15 protein-coding genes are annotated in these 17,835 nt (G+C 40.3%); 4 read left to right on the forward strand and 11 right to left on the reverse strand.

The annotated features are described in order from the left end of the window. Positions 1-32: 32 nt before the first annotated feature. The 7 genes from fba to F3D68_RS05050 all read right to left on the reverse strand — a co-directional run bounded on the left by fba (position 33) and on the right by F3D68_RS05050 (position 8,729). Positions 33-1,097 carry a class II fructose-bisphosphate aldolase gene (gene fba, locus F3D68_RS05020; protein ID WP_151193359.1) on the reverse strand — a complete coding sequence of 355 codons (1,065 nt, stop codon included), beginning with the start codon at positions 1,095-1,097 and terminating at the stop codon, positions 33-35. 151 nt (positions 1,098-1,248) lie between these two features. Then, on the reverse strand, positions 1,249-2,682 hold the full coding sequence (pyk, locus tag F3D68_RS05025; RefSeq protein ID WP_151193360.1) for a pyruvate kinase: 1,434 nt from the start codon (positions 2,680-2,682) through the stop codon (positions 1,249-1,251). Beyond that, positions 2,679-3,866: a phosphoglycerate kinase gene (locus tag F3D68_RS05030; protein ID WP_151193361.1), complete on the reverse strand. Its 1,188-nt coding sequence runs from the start codon at positions 3,864-3,866 to the stop codon at positions 2,679-2,681. Before F3D68_RS05030 ends, pyk begins: the two co-directional genes overlap by 4 nt. 58 nt (positions 3,867-3,924) lie before the next feature. After that, positions 3,925-4,938 (reverse strand): type I glyceraldehyde-3-phosphate dehydrogenase, encoded by a 1,014-nt coding sequence (gene gap / locus F3D68_RS05035; protein ID WP_151193362.1) that lies wholly within the window; start codon positions 4,936-4,938, stop codon positions 3,925-3,927. 37 nt (positions 4,939-4,975) lie between these two features. After that, complete coding sequence (tkt, locus tag F3D68_RS05040; protein ID WP_151193363.1) at positions 4,976-6,991, reverse strand: transketolase; 2,016 nt, start codon at positions 6,989-6,991, stop codon at positions 4,976-4,978. A 77-nt stretch (positions 6,992-7,068) separates the two neighbouring features. Next, the gene (gene folP / locus F3D68_RS05045) at positions 7,069-8,376 is read right to left on the reverse strand and encodes a dihydropteroate synthase (RefSeq protein ID WP_151193364.1); all 1,308 of its coding nucleotides are present in this window, start codon (positions 8,374-8,376) and stop codon (positions 7,069-7,071) included. Then, a complete protein-coding gene (locus F3D68_RS05050; RefSeq protein WP_151193365.1) occupies positions 8,364-8,729 on the reverse strand; it encodes a dihydroneopterin aldolase in 366 nt (121 codons plus the stop codon). The genes folP and F3D68_RS05050 overlap by 13 nt, the downstream gene beginning before the upstream one ends. Positions 8,730-8,883: 154 nt before the next feature. Between F3D68_RS05050 and dacB the strand changes: the two genes are divergently transcribed. Further along, on the forward strand, positions 8,884-10,296 hold the full coding sequence (gene dacB / locus F3D68_RS05055) for a D-alanyl-D-alanine carboxypeptidase/D-alanyl-D-alanine-endopeptidase (protein ID WP_411954891.1): 1,413 nt from the start codon (positions 8,884-8,886) through the stop codon (positions 10,294-10,296). Here dacB and gltS read toward each other — a convergent pair. Next, the gene (gene gltS / locus F3D68_RS05060; RefSeq protein ID WP_191092708.1) at positions 10,293-11,489 is read right to left on the reverse strand and encodes a sodium/glutamate symporter; all 1,197 of its coding nucleotides are present in this window, start codon (positions 11,487-11,489) and stop codon (positions 10,293-10,295) included. The genes dacB and gltS overlap by 4 nt on opposite strands. Positions 11,490-11,652: 163 nt before the next feature. On the opposite strand from gltS, the gene dusA reads away from it, so the two are divergent. After that, on the forward strand, positions 11,653-12,630 hold the full coding sequence (gene dusA / locus F3D68_RS05065) for a tRNA dihydrouridine(20/20a) synthase DusA (RefSeq protein ID WP_151193368.1): 978 nt from the start codon (positions 11,653-11,655) through the stop codon (positions 12,628-12,630). A gap of 13 nt (positions 12,631-12,643) precedes the next feature. On the opposite strand, the gene F3D68_RS05070 is transcribed toward dusA, so the two are convergent. From F3D68_RS05070 to F3D68_RS05080, 3 genes are all read right to left on the reverse strand, one after another. Further along, positions 12,644-13,936 carry an MATE family efflux transporter gene (locus tag F3D68_RS05070; RefSeq protein WP_191092709.1) on the reverse strand — a complete coding sequence of 431 codons (1,293 nt, stop codon included), beginning with the start codon at positions 13,934-13,936 and terminating at the stop codon, positions 12,644-12,646. A 15-nt stretch (positions 13,937-13,951) separates the two neighbouring features. Beyond that, positions 13,952-14,785 (reverse strand): 3-deoxy-8-phosphooctulonate synthase, encoded by an 834-nt coding sequence (gene kdsA, locus F3D68_RS05075; RefSeq protein WP_151193435.1) that lies wholly within the window; start codon positions 14,783-14,785, stop codon positions 13,952-13,954. A 79-nt stretch (positions 14,786-14,864) separates the two neighbouring features. Beyond that, positions 14,865-15,590, reverse strand: a complete 726-nt coding sequence (locus F3D68_RS05080; protein ID WP_151193370.1) for a response regulator transcription factor — start codon at positions 15,588-15,590, stop codon at positions 14,865-14,867. Positions 15,591-15,910: 320 nt separating this feature from the next. Here F3D68_RS05080 and acpP point away from each other — a divergent pair, with 320 nt between their 5' ends. After that, positions 15,911-16,147, forward strand: coding sequence for an acyl carrier protein (acpP, locus tag F3D68_RS05085; protein ID WP_117003414.1), 237 nt, complete (start codon positions 15,911-15,913; stop codon positions 16,145-16,147). 275 nt (positions 16,148-16,422) lie between these two features. Next, entirely contained in the window at positions 16,423-17,676 is a 1,254-nt protein-coding gene (fabF, locus tag F3D68_RS05090) for a beta-ketoacyl-ACP synthase II (protein ID WP_151193371.1), read from the forward strand. Positions 17,677-17,835: the final 159 nt, after the last annotated feature.

The following is a 17,835-nucleotide window of genomic DNA, read 5'->3' on the forward strand; positions in this document are numbered from 1 at the left end:
CAAAAAACACCTGATAATATTTGCATAGTTACTTATTTAACGCGCGGATCTAATTCACCCGTTTGGTACATTTGATACATTTTCTCTAAAGAGATTGGCTTGATTTTATCTGCCATACCCGCCGCGCCAAAAGCCTCATAACGCGCTTGACAAATATCACGCATCGCATCTTTGGCAACCGCATTATACTTGCGTGGATCAAACTCCGCGCGATGTGTTGCCATAAATTTGCGAATCGCACCAGTAGCTGCCATACGTAGATCCGTATCGATATTGACTTTTCTGACACCGTATTTGATTGCTTCAACGATTTCAGCAACAGGCACACCGTAAGTCTCACCCATATCGCCGCCATATTCATTGATGATTTTAAGCCAATCTTGTGGCACTGAAGATGAACCATGCATCACCAAATGAGTATCCGGAATACGCGCGTGAATCTCTTTAACACGTGAGATTGCTAGGACATCACCTGTCGGTGGCTTGGTAAATTTATACGCACCATGACTTGTCCCAATCGCAATGGCTAAAGCATCCACTTTCGTTTCTTTGACAAATTGCGCGGCTTCCTCCGGATCAGTCAACATTTGATCATGTGACAACGTGCCAACAGCACCTACGCCATCTTCTTCACCGGCTTGCCCTGTTTCAAGTGAGCCTAAACAACCCAACTCACCCTCGACGGATACACCACAAGCATGCGCCATTTCAGCAGTACGCTTAGTCACATCAACGTTATAGGCATAATCTGCTGGCGTTTTGCCGTCTGCCTTTAATGAGCCATCCATCATCACCGATGAAAAGCCTAGTTGAATAGATCGCTGGCAAACATCTGGCGATGTCCCGTGATCTTGATGCATACATACTGGAATATCTGGATACTCTTCAATCGCAGCTAACACAAGGTGGCGAATAAAAGGTGCCCCTGCATATTTTCTAGCACCTGCTGAAGCCTGCAAGATAACCGGTGCTTTAACTTTGCTTGCGGCTTCCATTACCGCACGAATTTGCTCTAAATTATTCACATTAAATGCAGGAATACCATAACGATGTTCTGCTGCATGATCCAATAATTGACGTAATGATACTAATGCCATTTTCTTATCCTTATTTTTTATTTACGTAGCCTTGCAAATATTATCAGGTATTTTGTTGGATTCTCGGGTCAAGTCCGAGAATGACGAAAAACTGTCATATTTGAGCTTGACCCGAATATCCAAGATTACCAATAAACCATTGTTCAGATACTTAAACCACATTACCGGCTTGAATAACCTTAATCTTATTGGTGCCACCATGAACACCCATGTGATCACCACTGGTTAATACCATCCACTCACCCGCCTTGACAATACCACGCTTTTCAAGCTCAAGCGATGCCTCACGGTTCACATAAAAGCGCGCCATACGTGTTGAGTCAAACTCAATCGGTACAACCCCACGATAAAGCGTCATTTTGCCCAAAGTCATGCGATTACGTGATAACGCATAAATCGGTAAATGAGTATTAATACGTGACATCCATAACGCAGTAGAGCCTGACTCAGTTAATGAAATAATCGCTTTAGCATCGACATGATTTGCTAAATACACAGCAGCACTCGCTACTGCTTCATCGACACGATCATGGTGACGCGTCACATTATCCTTAGAGACGATATGCACTAAGTTGCTATTCTCAGCCGCTTCACACACCCGTGACATTGCAGCAACTGTTTCAACAGGATAATCTCCTGCTGCGGATTCGGCTGATAACATAACCACATCAGTACCATCTAATACCGCATTAGCAACATCAGACACTTCAGCACGTGTCGGTGTTGAGCTTGTAATCATCGATTCCATCATTTGCGTTGCCGTAATGACCACTTTATCCAATTCACGCGTTAAGCGGATAATCATCTTTTGAGCCGCTGGCACATTCTCGTCACCTATCTCAACGGCTAAATCACCACGAGCGACCATTATCGCATCGGATGCTTTGATGATTTCTTCGATATTAGCCACCGCTTCAGTGCGCTCAATCTTAGCAACAACACCTGCTTCTGAGCCTGATTCTAGCAATAACTTACGCGCATACTCCATATCTTTGGCATCACGTGGAAAAGAAACTGCCACATAATCCACCTCAAGTGCTGCAGCGGTTTTAATATCTTCCTTGTCTTTTTCAGTCAGTGCTGGTGCGGTTAAGCCGCCACCTTTTTTGTTAATGCCTTTATTATTAGAAAGCTTGCCACCCACAGTGACTTTACAGTGCACTTTAGCACCTTCAACTTTGGCAACCGTTAACACAATCTTGCCATCATCTAACAGTAGAACATCCCCTTTTTTAACATCATTTGGCAGCTCTTTATAATCAATACCAACAGATTTCTCATCTCCTGCTGCCTTATCCATTTCAGCATCAAGGATAAATGTGTCACCATTTTTTAAGATCACTTTGCCATCTTTAAACTTAGCCACACGAATCTTAGGACCTTGTAAATCCGCTAGAATACCGATATAAACGCCTTTTTCTTTGGCAACTTCACGAATCAGTTGCACACGTTTACGGTGATCATCTGCCATACCGTGTGAAAAATTACAACGTACCGCATTTAATCCGGCGTCAACCATTTTACTTAGCACTTCTTTGGACTCGCTTGCAGGGCCTATGGTTGCTAAGATTTTCGTTCTTCTCATGCTTTCACCTCTTGTGCACGTTCACATAATACTTCAACACCAGGCAAGGTTTTGCCTTCAATAAACTCTAAAAAGGCGCCACCTGCGGTTGAAATGTACGATACTTTATCTTTGATATTAAACTTCTCAATCGCAGCAATGGTATCGCCACCTCCTGCAACTGAAAAAGCATCTGAATCGGCAATTGCCTTGGCAATCGCTTTGGTCCCTGCTTCAAACTCTGGAAACTCAAATACACCTACTGGACCATTCCATAAAATGGTTTTGGCTTTAGCAATTGTTGCTGCGAGTTTTATCTCTGTCAAAGGACCGATATCTAAAATCATATCATCCGGTTCAATCGATTCGATGGTTTTAATCTCAGCTTTAGCCTCTTCGCTAAAGCTTTTTGCAACTCGCACATCAATAGGTAATGGAATATCAGCACCTTTTGCGCGCGCCTTGTCGATCAAGGCACGTGCCGTATCAACAAGATCTGCTTCTATCAATGACTTGCCGACATTAAAGCCTGCCGCAACTAAGAACGTATTAGCAATACCACCACCAACAATCAATTGATCAACCTGATCAATTAAATTCTCAAGCACGGTTAATTTAGTTGATACTTTTGACCCACCAACAATTGCTGCTAATGGCTTTTGTGGATTTTTTAGTACTGCTTTAAGTGCGTTTAATTCCTCAGTTAATAAAAGACCGGCACAGGCAATCGGTGCGTATTTAGCAACACCATAAGTCGAGGCTTGCGCTCTATGTGCTGTTGCAAACGCATCCATCACGAAGACATCACATAAATTCGCAAGCTTCCGTGATAACGCGTCATCTGATTTTTTCTCGCCCTTGTTAAAGCGTACATTTTCACAGATCACCACATCACCGGCATTAACGTTAACACCAGTAAGATAGTCTTTGATAAGATTTACCGACTGACCTAGCTTTTGTGTTAGGCATTCCGCTACGGGTTTTAGTGAGTATTCTTCATTATACTCACCTTCCTCAGGACGCCCTAAGTGTGACATCAATATCACACTGGCACCTTGATTTAATGCGTATTTAATAGTTGGTAATGCGGCATCAATGCGCACGAAACTGGTGACTTTACCATCCTTAACTGGCACGTTGAAATCAACGCGCATGAGTACTTTTTTGCCCTTTAGTGGCACATCCGTTATTGATAAAAAGTTCATTATTAATCCTTAAAAACAAAAAAGGCGCCTTCACGCCTTAAATACTTTTTTACTTATTTTACTTAGCTGCAAACCACGCTTTTGTCGTTCTTAGCATCTGATTTGAGAAGCCCCATTCATTGTCATACCAAGAAAGGACTTTCACAAGATTGCCAATCACACGCGTTTGTGTGGCATCAAAGATCGATGGATGCGGATTATGGTTAAAGTCCATAGAGACTAATGGCTCAAGATTATAGCCTAACACACCTTTTAAATTACCTGCTTCAGAAGCGGCTTTTAATAAACCATTAACTTCTTCCACAGAAGTGTGCTTTTTAGCAGTGAATGTCAAATCAACTACTGATACGTTAATCGTTGGCACACGCATTGCAAAACCATCTAAACGTCCTTTAAGGTCAGGCAACACTAAACCTACTGCGGCAGCGGCTCCCGTTTTAGTTGGGATCATATTGTGAGCGGCAGCACGTGCACGATGTAAATCACTGTGATAGCTATCAACAATTTTCTGATCATTGGTATAAGCATGAATCGTTGTCATTAAACCTTCTTGAATACCGATACTATCGTTTAATACTTTAGCCACAGGGGCTAAGCAATTTGTCGTGCATGACGCATTAGAAATAACCGTCATATCAGAGGTTAATACATTGTGATTCACACCATAAACGATCGTTGCATCAACATCATTGCCACCAGGAGCCGAGATAACAACCTTTTTAGCACCCGCTTGAATATGCGCGCCGCACTTCTCTTTTGATGTGAATAAACCAGTACATTCAAAGACCACATCGATATCCAACGCTTTCCATGGTAAATCAGCTGGGTTACGCTCAGCTAAGATTTTAATTCGATCGTTATTGATCACCATTTCGTTATTTTGTAAAGAAACATCTGCATGAAAGCGCCCGTGTGTTGTATCATACTTTGTCAAATGAACATTAACCTCAGGGCTGCCTAAATCATTAATGGCAACGATTTTAAACTCGTTTGTTAAACCAGCTTCATAAATCGCACGTAATACACAGCGACCGATGCGACCATAACCATTAATTGCAATTTTAATTGCCATCTTTTATTTCTCCTTTTTTAAACTAGCCGTATATGGCTTATAAACTTTCAACCGTTGTTTTAGATAGAAGCGTTTTGGCTTTAGCCACAGCGTTTTGTGCGGTTAAACCAAATGCCTCATATAATTTTTCAGCCGGTGCTGATTCACCAAAGTGATTTAAGCTAATCACATCTCCACCTGTCTTTGGCAATAAACGATACCATAAATCACCTTGTGCCGCCTCCATGACTACTGCAGGAATATTTTGTTTTATCACGAATTGTTGATATACATCATCTTGTTGCATGAATTTCTCAACGCAAGGCATAGAGACAACGTTTACGGCAATGCCTTCTTTAGCTAATATTTCCGCCGCATCACACATGATACTTACTTCAGAACCTGTAGCAATCAAGGTAATCTCAGCATTTTGGGTTTCTTTTAATAAATAACCACCCTTTTTCACCAGTTGTGCTTGGCTATTACTTGCCACTAAAGTTGGTAGGTTTTGACGAGAAAGTGCCAATAATGATGGTGTGTTTTGCTCTTCAACCGCACACTGCCATGCAATCGCTGTTTCAACAACATCTGCCGGACGCCACACATTTAAATTAGGCATCACACGCAAGCTTGGTACGTGTTCAATTGGCTGATGTGTTGGACCATCTTCGCCCAAACCAATTGAGTCATGTGTCATCACATAAACTACTGGTTGCTTCATAATCGCACTCATACGAATGGCGTTTCGTGCGTAATCACTAAACACTAAGAAAGTACCGCCATACGGTCTAAAGCCACCATAAAGCGACATACCATTCATCATTGCTGCCATGCCAAATTCACGCACACCATAAGATAAGTAGTTGGCATGCTTTTCATGATTGTTAAGCCATTTGCTGCCCGACCAGTTGGTTAAGTTGGAGCCTGTTAAATCTGCTGATCCACCAAACATATCCGGCAATACTTTACAAATTTCCTCCAATGCCATCTGTGATGCTTTGCGCGTTGCCACCGTTGGCTTGTCATTGAGTAACTTATTGATATAACTATCTACAAACCCAGTAAAATTCTGAGGCAAACTCTTGGTTAAGCGTACATTTAATTCATTAAACTCATTAGGATACGCTTTTTGATATTGAGCGAACTGTTCATTCCAGCTCTGCTCTAGTGTTGAGCCTTTTTCAATACCTGACCAATCTGCATAAATATCACCTGGAATCTCAAAAGGTGCATAATGCCAATCAAGCGCTTTACGCGTATTCATAATCTCATCATCACCCAAAGGCGCACCATGCACGCTATGGCTACCTGCTTTATTTGGTGAGCCTTGACCAATCTTGGTTTTGCAACAAATCAATGTTGGCTTTGAGCTTTCCGCTTGTGCCTTAGCAATAGCAGCATCAATCGCATCAAAATCATGCCCATCGACATGCGTAATAACCTGCCAGCCATAAGCTTCATAGCGCTTAGCAACATCTTCGGTAAACCACCCCTTTACATCACCATCGATCGAAATACTATTATCATCCCAAAAAGCGATTAATTTACCTAATTTCAACGTACCTGCTAAGGAACTCACCTCATGTGAAACACCTTCCATTAGGCAACCATCACCCATAAACACATAGGTAAAGTGATTAATAATCTCATGCCCAGGCTGATTATAGCCATCTGCTAACAGCTTTTCTGCCAGTGCCATACCGACAGCATTTGCAATACCTTGCCCTAAAGGACCAGTTGTTGTCTCAATACCTGGCGCGTAACCATACTCAGGATGCCCTGGGGTTTTTGAGTGTAATTGTCTGAAATTTTTTAAATCATCAATTGATAAGTCATAACCTGTCAAATGCAATAAAGAATATAACAACATTGAGCCATGACCATTTGATAACACAAAACGATCGCGATTAAGCCAATGTGGGTTTTTAGGGTTATGTTTTAGATATTTACGCCACAGTACTGTCGCGATATCTGCCATGCCCATCGGCATGCCTGGGTGTCCTGATTTTGCTTTCTGTACAGCGTCCATTGAGAGAAAACGAATAGCATTTGCAAGAGTTATGTTTGAATTCATCTGCCTTCCAAAAGTTAATAATGTTTGCGGGCAAAAGTGTAACATAACTATTTGCTAAATGCAGTGACCTTCCGCCATTAAATATGCTTCGCTATCGCGGTTAATCGAACATTATGCACGCGCAGATAATCAACACCTTTTTTTATCAAATCACGAGAAATCATTGCTGTAGCCAGATCCTTTTCGGCATTGTCTTTGGTTGCAACATATGGCATGACAGATGATTTACGTGAATGTCCGACGAGTATTTTAACACCAAGAGACTCTTTAATTTCAGCAACGCCATCAAGTAGTTGTTGTGCTTGATAGGCTGTTTTACCAAAACCAATACCCATATCAAAAATGAGTCTTTCCTTGCGTATGCCCGCATCTAAAAGTATTTGTATCTTTTCTTTAGCAAAAGCAATAACCTCAGACACTGGATCACTATCACCTGACAAATACTTACCACCAGCAACACCTAATTGATGCATAAAAACATAGTCAATATTTTTGTCTTTGATTAAGGCAGCAATGAGATTTGCTTCAACCCCATAAATATCATTAATGATATTGACACAACTGTAATTCAGCGCTTTCTCCACTACTTCAGCATGATAAGTATCAATGCTAACCTTAAGATCAACAGGCAAAACGCGCGTATTTACCAGTGACTCGACAATCTCTAGATAAGGCTTTAATCTCTGCCAATACACCTCTGCAGTTATTGGCTTTACATCTGGCTTAGTGCTCTCAGCACCTAAATCAATAACCTCAGCACCTTCATTGACAAGGCCAATAATATATTGTTCAAATTGCTCAAGTGGTATTAGCTCTTCACCTTGTTGCGAGAAAGAATCACTCGACAAATTGACAATCGCCATAATTTGACTACCTGCTAAGGTAAAGGGTGCCAACTCAAGCATTGGCATTTTTTTTATATTTTTTATATATTGATACAGATCATCCGAATACTGAGGATGGCGCCAACAAGGATAAACATCCAACAAAGGTTTTAACGCAAAATTACGCTTCAGTAATTCCTTATGCGGAATCGTTAAATGCTCATTTTGATAGCTTAAATCTTCATAGCACAAAATATCGATATCGATTTCACGTGGCGACCAAAAGGCATGCTCAGGATCGCGCCCTAGCGTTGTTTCGATTCTTTTTATTTCACTTAACAGCGCCTCAGGCGCTAAATTCGTCTGCACCAAAACGGCTAAATTATAATAATCAATATCCCAACTTGGTGGTGCGTTAGCTGGTAAAAGCGCTTTGGTTTGATAGATGGGTGAGACTTTTTGCACCTGACCAATACGCTTTGCAATCAAATCAATCGCTTGACGCAAGTTTGATAATTTATGACCGACGTTACTACCCAAGCCTAAAACTACCTCGCACATACATGCTCCACACAAAAGCTTGCCAATGCGACATTATCTAGCGGTGGCTTTTTATGTAACTCAAGATAAATATCCACTTTATATGCTTCGAGCATCTTTTTTAGCGCGTCAAGCAGTGATTGCGCTAAATGCTCGATTAATTGATAGCGTTTTTGTCGTGCGGTTTTTAATAATAATTCATTGATACTTGCATAGCAAATCGTCTCGTTAAGATCATCACTGACACACCCTGTTGGTGCTTTGTGATAACTAATGATCAGATCTAATTTAACTTGCTGCAATTGTTCTTGTTCAAAATCATAGACACCCAGATAGACATCCAAGATGACTTCAGTGAGTTTCAGTTTATACATATATACCACCCAAAAAATATCAAAAATTTCTTCGACACGTAATACCGCAAAATTAATTTACAAGCGGTATATGCCAATTCAGTAATGACATTCGCTTCCAAAAGTTGGTATTATCGACGACATCGTTAAAAATCGATAGTTTTAAATAGCGTTCATTGTGAAAAAATTTATTTTACTAGGTTATGCTTTAATAAGCACCATTACGTTTGCGCATGCTTCCGTGCGCAGTGAGATTCAATCCCTTGTTAAGATGTACCGCTTATCTGACGTCTCTATCGGCATTGCCGTTGAGCGTGTTAATTCAGGGCAGCTACTCTATCAATATGCTAAAGACCGCCCGTTCACTCCAGCAAGTAACAACAAAGTTTTCACAGCAGTTGCTGCATTAACGGCACTGCCAAAAAACTTCCAATTTACAACCTCTGTTTTTTATCAAAAATCACAATACAAAAATGGTACCTTAAATGGTAATTTGTATATTGAGTTTACTGGCGACCCAAGCCTTACCGGTGCCGCTTTATATAATCTGATCTCACAAACCAAACAACATGGCATCAAACGCATCAATGGTGATGTTGTGTTAATAGCCAATCACTTCTCTGGCGATTATGTGCCTAACGGTTGGTCTAAGAATGACATACCTTACTGCTTTGCAGCCCCAGCTTCTAGCTTAAATATGAATAAAAATTGTTTTGTGATTAAGCTTATCAACACGAGTGGCACAAATACCAAAGTCAAAGAACTTTCTAATACCAGTAATATCACGATTAACAATACCACTCGATTAGCCACAGCGCAGGATCGCGGCAAATGTAAATTTGACATTGACATGACTCGAAACAATGTCCTTAATCTCTCAGGCTGCATTCCAGCAAAAGCTGAGACTTACCTTAATCTTGCGATTGCTAACCCCGCCTTAAAAACTAAGCAAACGATTGATGATTTTATCTCACAAGTAGGCATCAAACACCATGGCAATACTTTATTTGGCAAATTACCCAGTAAGTCAAGCTTAATTGAAGTTGCGAGCATCTCATCCGATTCTATCGATGCCTTACTTACGCATATGCTATTGAAATCTGACAATTTATATGCCGAAAGTTTTATGCGTACCATTGGTTATACACAAGCAGGTCAAGGCAGTAATGACGCTGGTACCAAAGCTGTTGAATCCCTTATCCGCAAAACATATAAAGTGGATACTGGAGAGCTGCACATGGAAGATGGTTCAGGTCTTTCCAAGCTTGATTCGGTAACCCCTCAGTTTATGGTGAGCTTATTAACCAATGTCTATAACAGCAGCATTGGCAAACGCCTATATAGTGCATTGCCTAGCTCTGGTGAAGACGGCACATTAGCTTATCGCATGGGTGGTAAATTGCAAGGTCGCGTTCACGCCAAAACGGGCACATTAGCCGGTGTCTCAACGCTTTCTGGCTACCTATTAACAAAGCGCAATCACCTATTGAGTTTTTCCATTATGCTAAATGATCTGACGCGTTCACAGCGCATTAAAGCGCGCATGCTTGAAGATGGCATTATTAAAGTGTTTTATGAGAATCTTTAAAAGATATTTAAAAATGCGGTAATCATTCCGGCATTAAAGAAGTCAATCAATACTGAACCCACAATTGGCACCACAAAAAACGCCTGTGGTGCTGGGCGATTTTTAGCAACAAAAGCATCCATATTAGCAATCGCATTTGGTGTTGCACCCATTCCTAAGCCCACAGTGCCGCAAGTCATGACAACCGCATCATAGCTTTTGCCTAGTAATTTATAAATCACAAAAATGGCAAATAGCACCATTAATACGACTTGTGCAAGTAAGATCACTAACATTGGAATCGCTAAGTTCACAAGTGCCAATAGCTTCATTTGCATCAATGCCATCGATAAGAAAATAGAAAGTGAAATAGCACCTAATACTTGCAACTCCGTGTGACTAATCTCATACCAATCGGTCATATCTGAGCAGTTACGCAAAATAGCCGCTGCCAACATCGCACCAATATAATCCGGCAAAATAATATTAAGTGACTTAAACCACGCCGAAAAAATACTGCCAAAACCAATGGCTAACGCAATCATAATCACCGCATTAAAGATACCCTCTTGAGAAATTTTACTTGGTTTATGTAGTTGCAGTTTCTTTAGACTTTCCGCATCCATTTTTGCACCCGTGACTTCAGGTTTATATTTACGCATCAGAAACTTTGCCACAGGTCCTCCCGATAAACTGCCTGCAATCAGTCCTACCGTTGCTGCCGCCGCTGTAATCGTTGCTGCATTTTGCAAACCAAAGTCATTTTGTAAAGTCCCCGCAAACGCCAATCCTGTACCATGCCCACCGATCATCGTAATCGAGCTATTGACCAAACCAAAAGCTGTCGGCATATCAAGCAACATCGCCAATGATACACCAAGACTATTTTGTAAAATAACCAATAAGCACATACAAGCAAATAATATCAATACCGCTTTACCACCAATAAATAAAAAGCGCAAACTTGCGGCAAAACCAATCGTTGCAAAGAATATCAACATGAAATATTGTTGAGCTGATGCATCAAAATTGATATGCATATAATCAAAATAACTAAGTACTGCGACCAATATTGAAAACAGCAACCCACCAACAACGGGGGCAGGTATAAAAAAACGACTTAATATATTCACACGCTTTTGAATAAAGATCCCAACCAATAGCACTAAAATAGCAATGGCAATCGTTAATAAATTGTTGATTTGTAGTAGCATTTCGCCCCCCTTTATCATTTCCCGTTTTTTCCCAAACGCATCGAGCATATAAAATAGAATCTAATAAAACCAGTCTTTATGGCAAATAAATCGCCAATTCCATTTACAATTACACGGAATGTTTTACCATAGCCTCCTTAAGTTTTGAATAAATAGAATACCGATGACACAACCACTTAATCGCACCCTTTGTATCGCCCCAATGATTGATTGGACAGATAGGCATTATCGTTATTTAATGCGGCTAATCACCAAAAAAACCATGCTTTACACCGAGATGATTACAGCTAATGCAATCATTCATGGACCGCGTGCGCGCTTATTGCAGTACTCGCCAGAGGAAAATCCACTGACATTACAATTAGGTGGTAACAACCCAGATGATCTTATCTTTTGCGCCAAACTTGCTGAAGACTTAGGTTATAGCGAGATCAATCTAAATGTCGGCTGCCCGAGTGATCGCGTCTCACGTGGCGATTTTGGATTATCATTAATGTATAAGCCTGAGCTCGTTGCCGAGTGTGTTAACGCCTTAAAGCAAGCGGTTAACATCGCTATTTCAGTAAAGTGTCGTATTGGCGTTGACGATAAAGATAGCTTTGAAGAGCTTACACACTTTATCCAAGGTATTGTTAATGCTAAGGCTGATTTTATATGTATTCATGCGCGAAAAGGCTGGTTAAATGGCTTAAGCCCCAAAGAAAATCGTACAATCCCGCCCTTACAATATGATACGGTTTATCAAATTAAAAAATTATTCCCCAAGCAGTTAATGGGCATTAATGGTGGTATAACAACCTTAGATGACATCAACCAGCATTTACAATATGTTGATAGCGTGATGATTGGGCGCAAAGCTTACCACAACCCGATGTTATTTAAAGATGTTGATCACGTCTTTTATAACGAGAAAAGTCATGAGCTCACTCCTTTTGATGTTGCTGAGTGTTTAATTCCCTATATTGAAGAAGAACTAAAAGCGCCTGATCGCAAGCTCAATCATATTACGCGTCACACGCTTAATTTATTTAATGGTTACCCAAATGCGCGGCTATATCGCCGATTTTTAAGTGAGCATGCCACACATCCCGAGGCAGGCGTTCATACCTTTAAAGAAGCATTGAGCTATGTCAAAGGTTAAAAACTCACGCTCATCACTTTAAAACCTTCATAAGTGGTACACCTAACGTTATTGCTCGATAAATAAAAAACAATAAATACGCAACCCACAATCCAATATTGCCCAATGACCAAAAAGCCGCAACACTTAACAAATATAAAACCATAGATACGATCATTGCATTACGCATAATCGTTGTTTTAAGCAAACCAACAAATACACCATCTAACCAAAAACTAAATACCGCGATTAATGGGAATATAATCGAAAAGATAACGTAATGCTCAGCTGCTTGGCGGACACTTGCAATAGAGGTTAACAAATCAAATATCCACGGGTAAACACAGGCATAAATCAACACAAACAGTAAACTAAAAGCAATAGAGTAACTCAGCGTATATAACAACGTGCTCCTTAATGCGCTTTTATCATTTTGCCCAACATTTTCACCAACAAGCGTTTCTGTTGCATTGGCTAAGGCATCCAAAAAGAGTGCTAACAACATCGCAAACTCAATCAGCAAAGTATTTGCAGCAAGCACTTCCTGCCCCATATGTGCTGAGAACACAAAGAATGAATTAATACAGACTTGTAAACACAAAGAGCGTATAAAAATATCACCATTAACCGACATAAATGCTTGATAAGCTCGCCAATTAAATTGATTACGATGTATTAGCTTCTTCAATGAAACCTTGTTAGCTTTGGCGATTTTAATACTGAAAAACAATGCAAATATACAGCTAAAAGCCTGTGATAACACCACGGAATAAGCTATTCCCTTAATATCTAAATGCAGTAATTCAACAAAAACAAGACTCAACAAAATACCTGAGATGCTCGTAATTAATGCCATCAAGAAAGCAAGCTTTGCCCGTTGTAGCGCAATAAAGAAGCCAAGCAAAACATAATTAATAAGGACAAACAACAAAGCATAAATAGTGATATTAAAGTATTCGCTAAATAGCTTGGTTACGGCTTTATTCATCGATAATATTGATAATGCCAGATCATAAATGACGCCTTGTAGCATAATTAGCACAAGCGCCAATATCATCGCAACAATAAGCGCCTTCACTAACCAATCAAAGATCTTATTAAAGTCTCTCTTACCGTATTGTTGCGCAATAACACCCGTTGTACTCATTCGTAAGAAGTAAAACAATGCACTGATAAAGGTGATTACTGCAACGCCTAAAGCACTGGCTGCCAAATAACTACTAGCATGCAGATTACCCATCAATGCTGAATTAACAATGCCACATAATGGCAAACTAATATTGGCAAGGATTAAAGGAAGCGACAGCTGAATGATTTTTTTATGCACAATCAGCTATGTTGATTAAAGTGTGTTTTCTAATAGCGGCTGTGATTTAACAATGCGATCAATCTGTTGAAGTTGCATTAATAATGACTTCATTTTTTGAATTGGTAACGCATTTGGCCCATCGCTTAAGGCCTTGGCTGGATCTGGATGTGTTTCCATAAATATGCCTGAAATCCCAGCTGCAACTGCCGCACGCGCTAACACTGGTACAAATTCACGTTGCCCGCCTGAGACATTACCCTGCCCACCTGGCAACTGCACTGAATGTGTCGCATCATAGACCACAGGACAGCCTGTCTCACGCATAACCGCTAATGAACGCATATCTGAAACCAGATTGTTATAACCAAAGCTTGCCCCTCTTTCGCATGCCATCACTTGCTTGTTCCCCGTTGATTTGGCTTTCTCCATCACCTGCTTCATATCCCAAGGTGCCAAGAACTGCCCCTTTTTAATATTAACGGGTAAACCTTGCTCGCATACGCGTACGATAAAGTTTGTCTGACGACACAAAAAAGCTGGCGTTTGCAATACATCAACAACACTTGCAACTTCAGCTAATGGCGTATCTTCATGCACATCAGTTAGTATCGGAACATTAATTTCTTTTTTTACTTTCGCTAAAATCTCAAGCCCTTTCTCAATTCCAGGACCTCTAAAGCTATTAATCGATGAGCGATTCGCTTTATCAAAAGAAGATTTATAAATAAACGAAATACCTAATTCATCAGTTAACTCTTTGAGATAACCTGCTGTATCCATGGCTAGTGCTTCTGATTCAATAACACAAGGTCCAGCAATTAAAAAAAATGGCTTATCCATTCCCACTTCAAAGTCTAATAATTTCATCATATGATCCAATTTGGCTAAAACTTGAAGTAGTTTAATGCGCGAGAACTTAAATAGAAAGGGCTTTCACAGGATTAATTTACGATGCAATCACCTGAACATCCGCCAAAAATTTATAACCTTTATAGCGAATCGATTGAATCAAATCTTTACCGATCTTATTGCGTAAGCGATAAACATAAACATTAATCGCCTGTAATGACGCATCATCGGCATGACTCTCCAAAGCTTTGTGAATCTGCTCACGCGTGATAATCCGCTCAGCATTCGCGCAAAACAAACTCAATAGCTTCACCTCATACTCAGTCAAATTGAGTTTTTTGTTAATATTATTTTTATCAACCAGATTAAGAGCTGACGGTTCAAAATACCAACGGTCAAATTGATAATTAATCTGATCTTCTTGCGTTGATTGAGACAATGCCATTTGTGTCTTGCGACTGCGGCGCAAAATTGCTTCCATGCGCAATAACAGCTCCTTAGGATCAAATGGCTTGGCTAGAAAGTCATCTATTCCAAGCTCAAAACTACGTATTAGATTGGCTTGGCTATCATGTGCCGTCACCATCAAAATCGGAACTTGTGATTGCTGGCGCACTTTTTGACATAGACTATGCCCTGTTAAATCTGGCAGTTGATAATCCAAAATAATTAAGCTTGGGATTTTCTGACTCAAATACTCAAGCATCGCCTTGCCATTGTATGCACTGTGCGTCATATAGCCCTTAGACTGCAAAATACTTTCAATCAGCTCACAAATAATCGGCTCATCATCAACAATCAATATTTCATTTACATCCAGCATCGCACTTGAGTTCCATGGTTATTATTTCCTTGATAAGGAAAGTATAGACCAACAATATACTGATTCAATTATAAATAGCGGACTTTCTAGGTTGAATTTTTTGTGCTTTGCCGCAGAAATCACAGTTAACGATAATGAGGTTGATGATTGATAGAAATATCTGTTCAATAAATAGCAAGACCAGCCAGTTTTAGCAGAATTTTGTTGTAAGTTTATTGCAAATAAGGCACATTTCACTACAATGTCTACTCGGTTGGCAGATGCCATAAATTTAAAGACAGTTTTATAAATATTAATAAGTAAAAACTTAAGGAAACAAAATGAGCGCAATTCAAGAAAAAGTAAACGCTATCATCGTTGAACAATTAGGTGTTAAGCCTGAAGATGTAAAAGCAGAAGCATCTTTTATCGATGATTTAGGCGCTGACTCTCTTGACACTGTTGAATTAGTCATGGCTTTAGAAGAAGAATTTGACACTGAGATTCCAGATGAAGAAGCTGAAAAAATCAAGACTGTGCAAGACGTTTACACTTACATCGAAGCACACAACAAATAATCACTCATCGCTTCTTTAAAGTAACTGATGAATTTATGAGAAATCAGCATTAGTCGCAAGGTTAATGCTGATTTTTTATTTGTATAACCATACCGCTTGTAAATCATTTTGCGGTGTTTAATATCGAAGAAGTTTTTGATACTTTTGGGTGATTGGATTGCAGTTAATAGCTAGGACTATTACCAAAATCCAATCACCCAAAAGTACGAGAAATTCAATGATAAAAATTTTGCAAAATGGTTTGTGGGCGGTATAAACATTTGGATAATGAAATCATGAAATCAGCAAGACGCGTTGTCATTACTGGACTTGGCGCATTAAGCCCGCTTGGTAATGATGTCAAAAGCACATGGGATGCGATTTTAAAAGGTCAAAGCGGTATTACACAATTACCTGAATTTGATCTCGAGCACGGACCTTCTATTTCTGAGTTTAAGGTCACCATTGGTGGCACCATTAAAAACTTCGATCCTTTACAGCATTTTGATAAAAAAGAAATCAAAAAATACGACCCCTTCATGCAATATGGTCTTGTGGCTGCCGAAGAAGCATGGCAAGACGCTGGTATCACAGTGACTGACGAGAATTGCCGCCGCATCGGTGTATCAATGTCTTCAGGAATTGGTGGACTTGGCGAGCTTGAGGCAACGCGTGTTGTTATCGATACCAAAGGTCCAAAGCGTATATCGCCGTTTTGTATCCCAGCAACAATCATCAATCTTATCTCTGGCAACTTCTCGATTAAGCACAACCTAAGAGGTCCCAATACTGCAGTCGTTACCGCTTGCACAACGGGTGCACACAACATCGGTATGGCAGCACGTATGATCGCTTATGGCGATGCTGATGTGATGATTGCCGGTGGTGCTGACAAAGCCAACACTGCTATTGGAATCGGCGGATTTGCGGCAGCTCGTGCGTTATCTGAGCGCAACCATGATCCAAAAGGCGCATCACGCCCATGGGATAAAGATCGTGATGGTTTTGTGCTATCTAATGGTGCAGCGGCTGTTGTATTAGAAGAATACGAGCACGCTAAAAAGCGAGGTGCCAAAATTTATGGTGAGCTTATTGGTTATGCTATGAATGCTGATGCTTTTCACATCACCAGCCCAAGTGGCGAAGGTGGCTATGAGTGTATGCAACTAGCTCTTGAAGATGCAGGCATCAATGCTGATCAAGTGCAATATATCAATGCGCATGGCACATCAACGCCAGCTGGTGATGTTAAAGAAAGCCAAGCAGCTGAAAAGCTTATGGGTAATCATGCTAAAAATATCGTCATGAGCTCAACCAAATCAATGACTGGACATATGCTAGGAGCAGCTGGCGCGATTGAAGCCATCTTCTCGTTACTTGCTATTCGTGATCAAGTCGCACCACCAACTATCAACCTTGATAATGTTGATGAGGGCTGTAACTTAGATTATGCAGCACACCAAGCAAAACCAATGAAAATTGACATTGCCATGTCTAACTCATTTGGCTTTGGTGGCACCAATGGCACGCTTGTGTTTAAGAAAATCTAAAATAGACACACCAAACATTTCTGATAAATCTATTTTGTATGTTCTTTGAGCGCCTAAAAAATAGTCTATTAGTAATCATGGATATTCGGGTCAAGCCCGAATATGACGACTTATATTCATTCTCGGACTTGATCCGAGAATCCAAAAAAAACATCGGAT

The organism is Cysteiniphilum sp. JM-1, from assembly GCF_008711525.1.
Taxonomy (GTDB): domain Bacteria; phylum Pseudomonadota; class Gammaproteobacteria; order Francisellales; family Francisellaceae; genus Caedibacter.

Excerpts from the sequence above, each read along its gene's own strand:
- dusA (WP_151193368.1), top strand. The coding sequence starts at position 11,653 with ATGACACAACCACTTAATCGCACCCTTTGTATCGCCCCAATGATTGAT.
- F3D68_RS05080 (WP_151193370.1), bottom strand. The coding sequence starts at position 15,590 with ATGCTGGATGTAAATGAAATATTGATTGTTGATGATGAGCCGATTATT.
- acpP (WP_117003414.1), top strand. The coding sequence starts at position 15,911 with ATGAGCGCAATTCAAGAAAAAGTAAACGCTATCATCGTTGAACAATTA.
- tkt (WP_151193363.1), bottom strand. The coding sequence starts at position 6,991 with ATGAATTCAAACATAACTCTTGCAAATGCTATTCGTTTTCTCTCAATG.
- F3D68_RS05050 (WP_151193365.1), bottom strand. The coding sequence starts at position 8,729 with ATGTATAAACTGAAACTCACTGAAGTCATCTTGGATGTCTATCTGGGT.
- kdsA (WP_151193435.1), bottom strand. The coding sequence starts at position 14,785 with ATGAAATTATTAGACTTTGAAGTGGGAATGGATAAGCCATTTTTTTTA.
- pyk (WP_151193360.1), bottom strand. The coding sequence starts at position 2,682 with ATGAGAAGAACGAAAATCTTAGCAACCATAGGCCCTGCAAGCGAGTCC.
- folP (WP_151193364.1), bottom strand. The coding sequence starts at position 8,376 with ATGTGCGAGGTAGTTTTAGGCTTGGGTAGTAACGTCGGTCATAAATTA.
- gap (WP_151193362.1), bottom strand. The coding sequence starts at position 4,938 with ATGGCAATTAAAATTGCAATTAATGGTTATGGTCGCATCGGTCGCTGT.
- F3D68_RS05030 (WP_151193361.1), bottom strand. The coding sequence starts at position 3,866 with ATGAACTTTTTATCAATAACGGATGTGCCACTAAAGGGCAAAAAAGTA.
- gltS (WP_191092708.1), bottom strand. The coding sequence starts at position 11,489 with ATGCTACTACAAATCAACAATTTATTAACGATTGCCATTGCTATTTTA.
- fabF (WP_151193371.1), top strand. The coding sequence starts at position 16,423 with ATGAAATCAGCAAGACGCGTTGTCATTACTGGACTTGGCGCATTAAGC.
- fba (WP_151193359.1), bottom strand. The coding sequence starts at position 1,097 with ATGGCATTAGTATCATTACGTCAATTATTGGATCATGCAGCAGAACAT.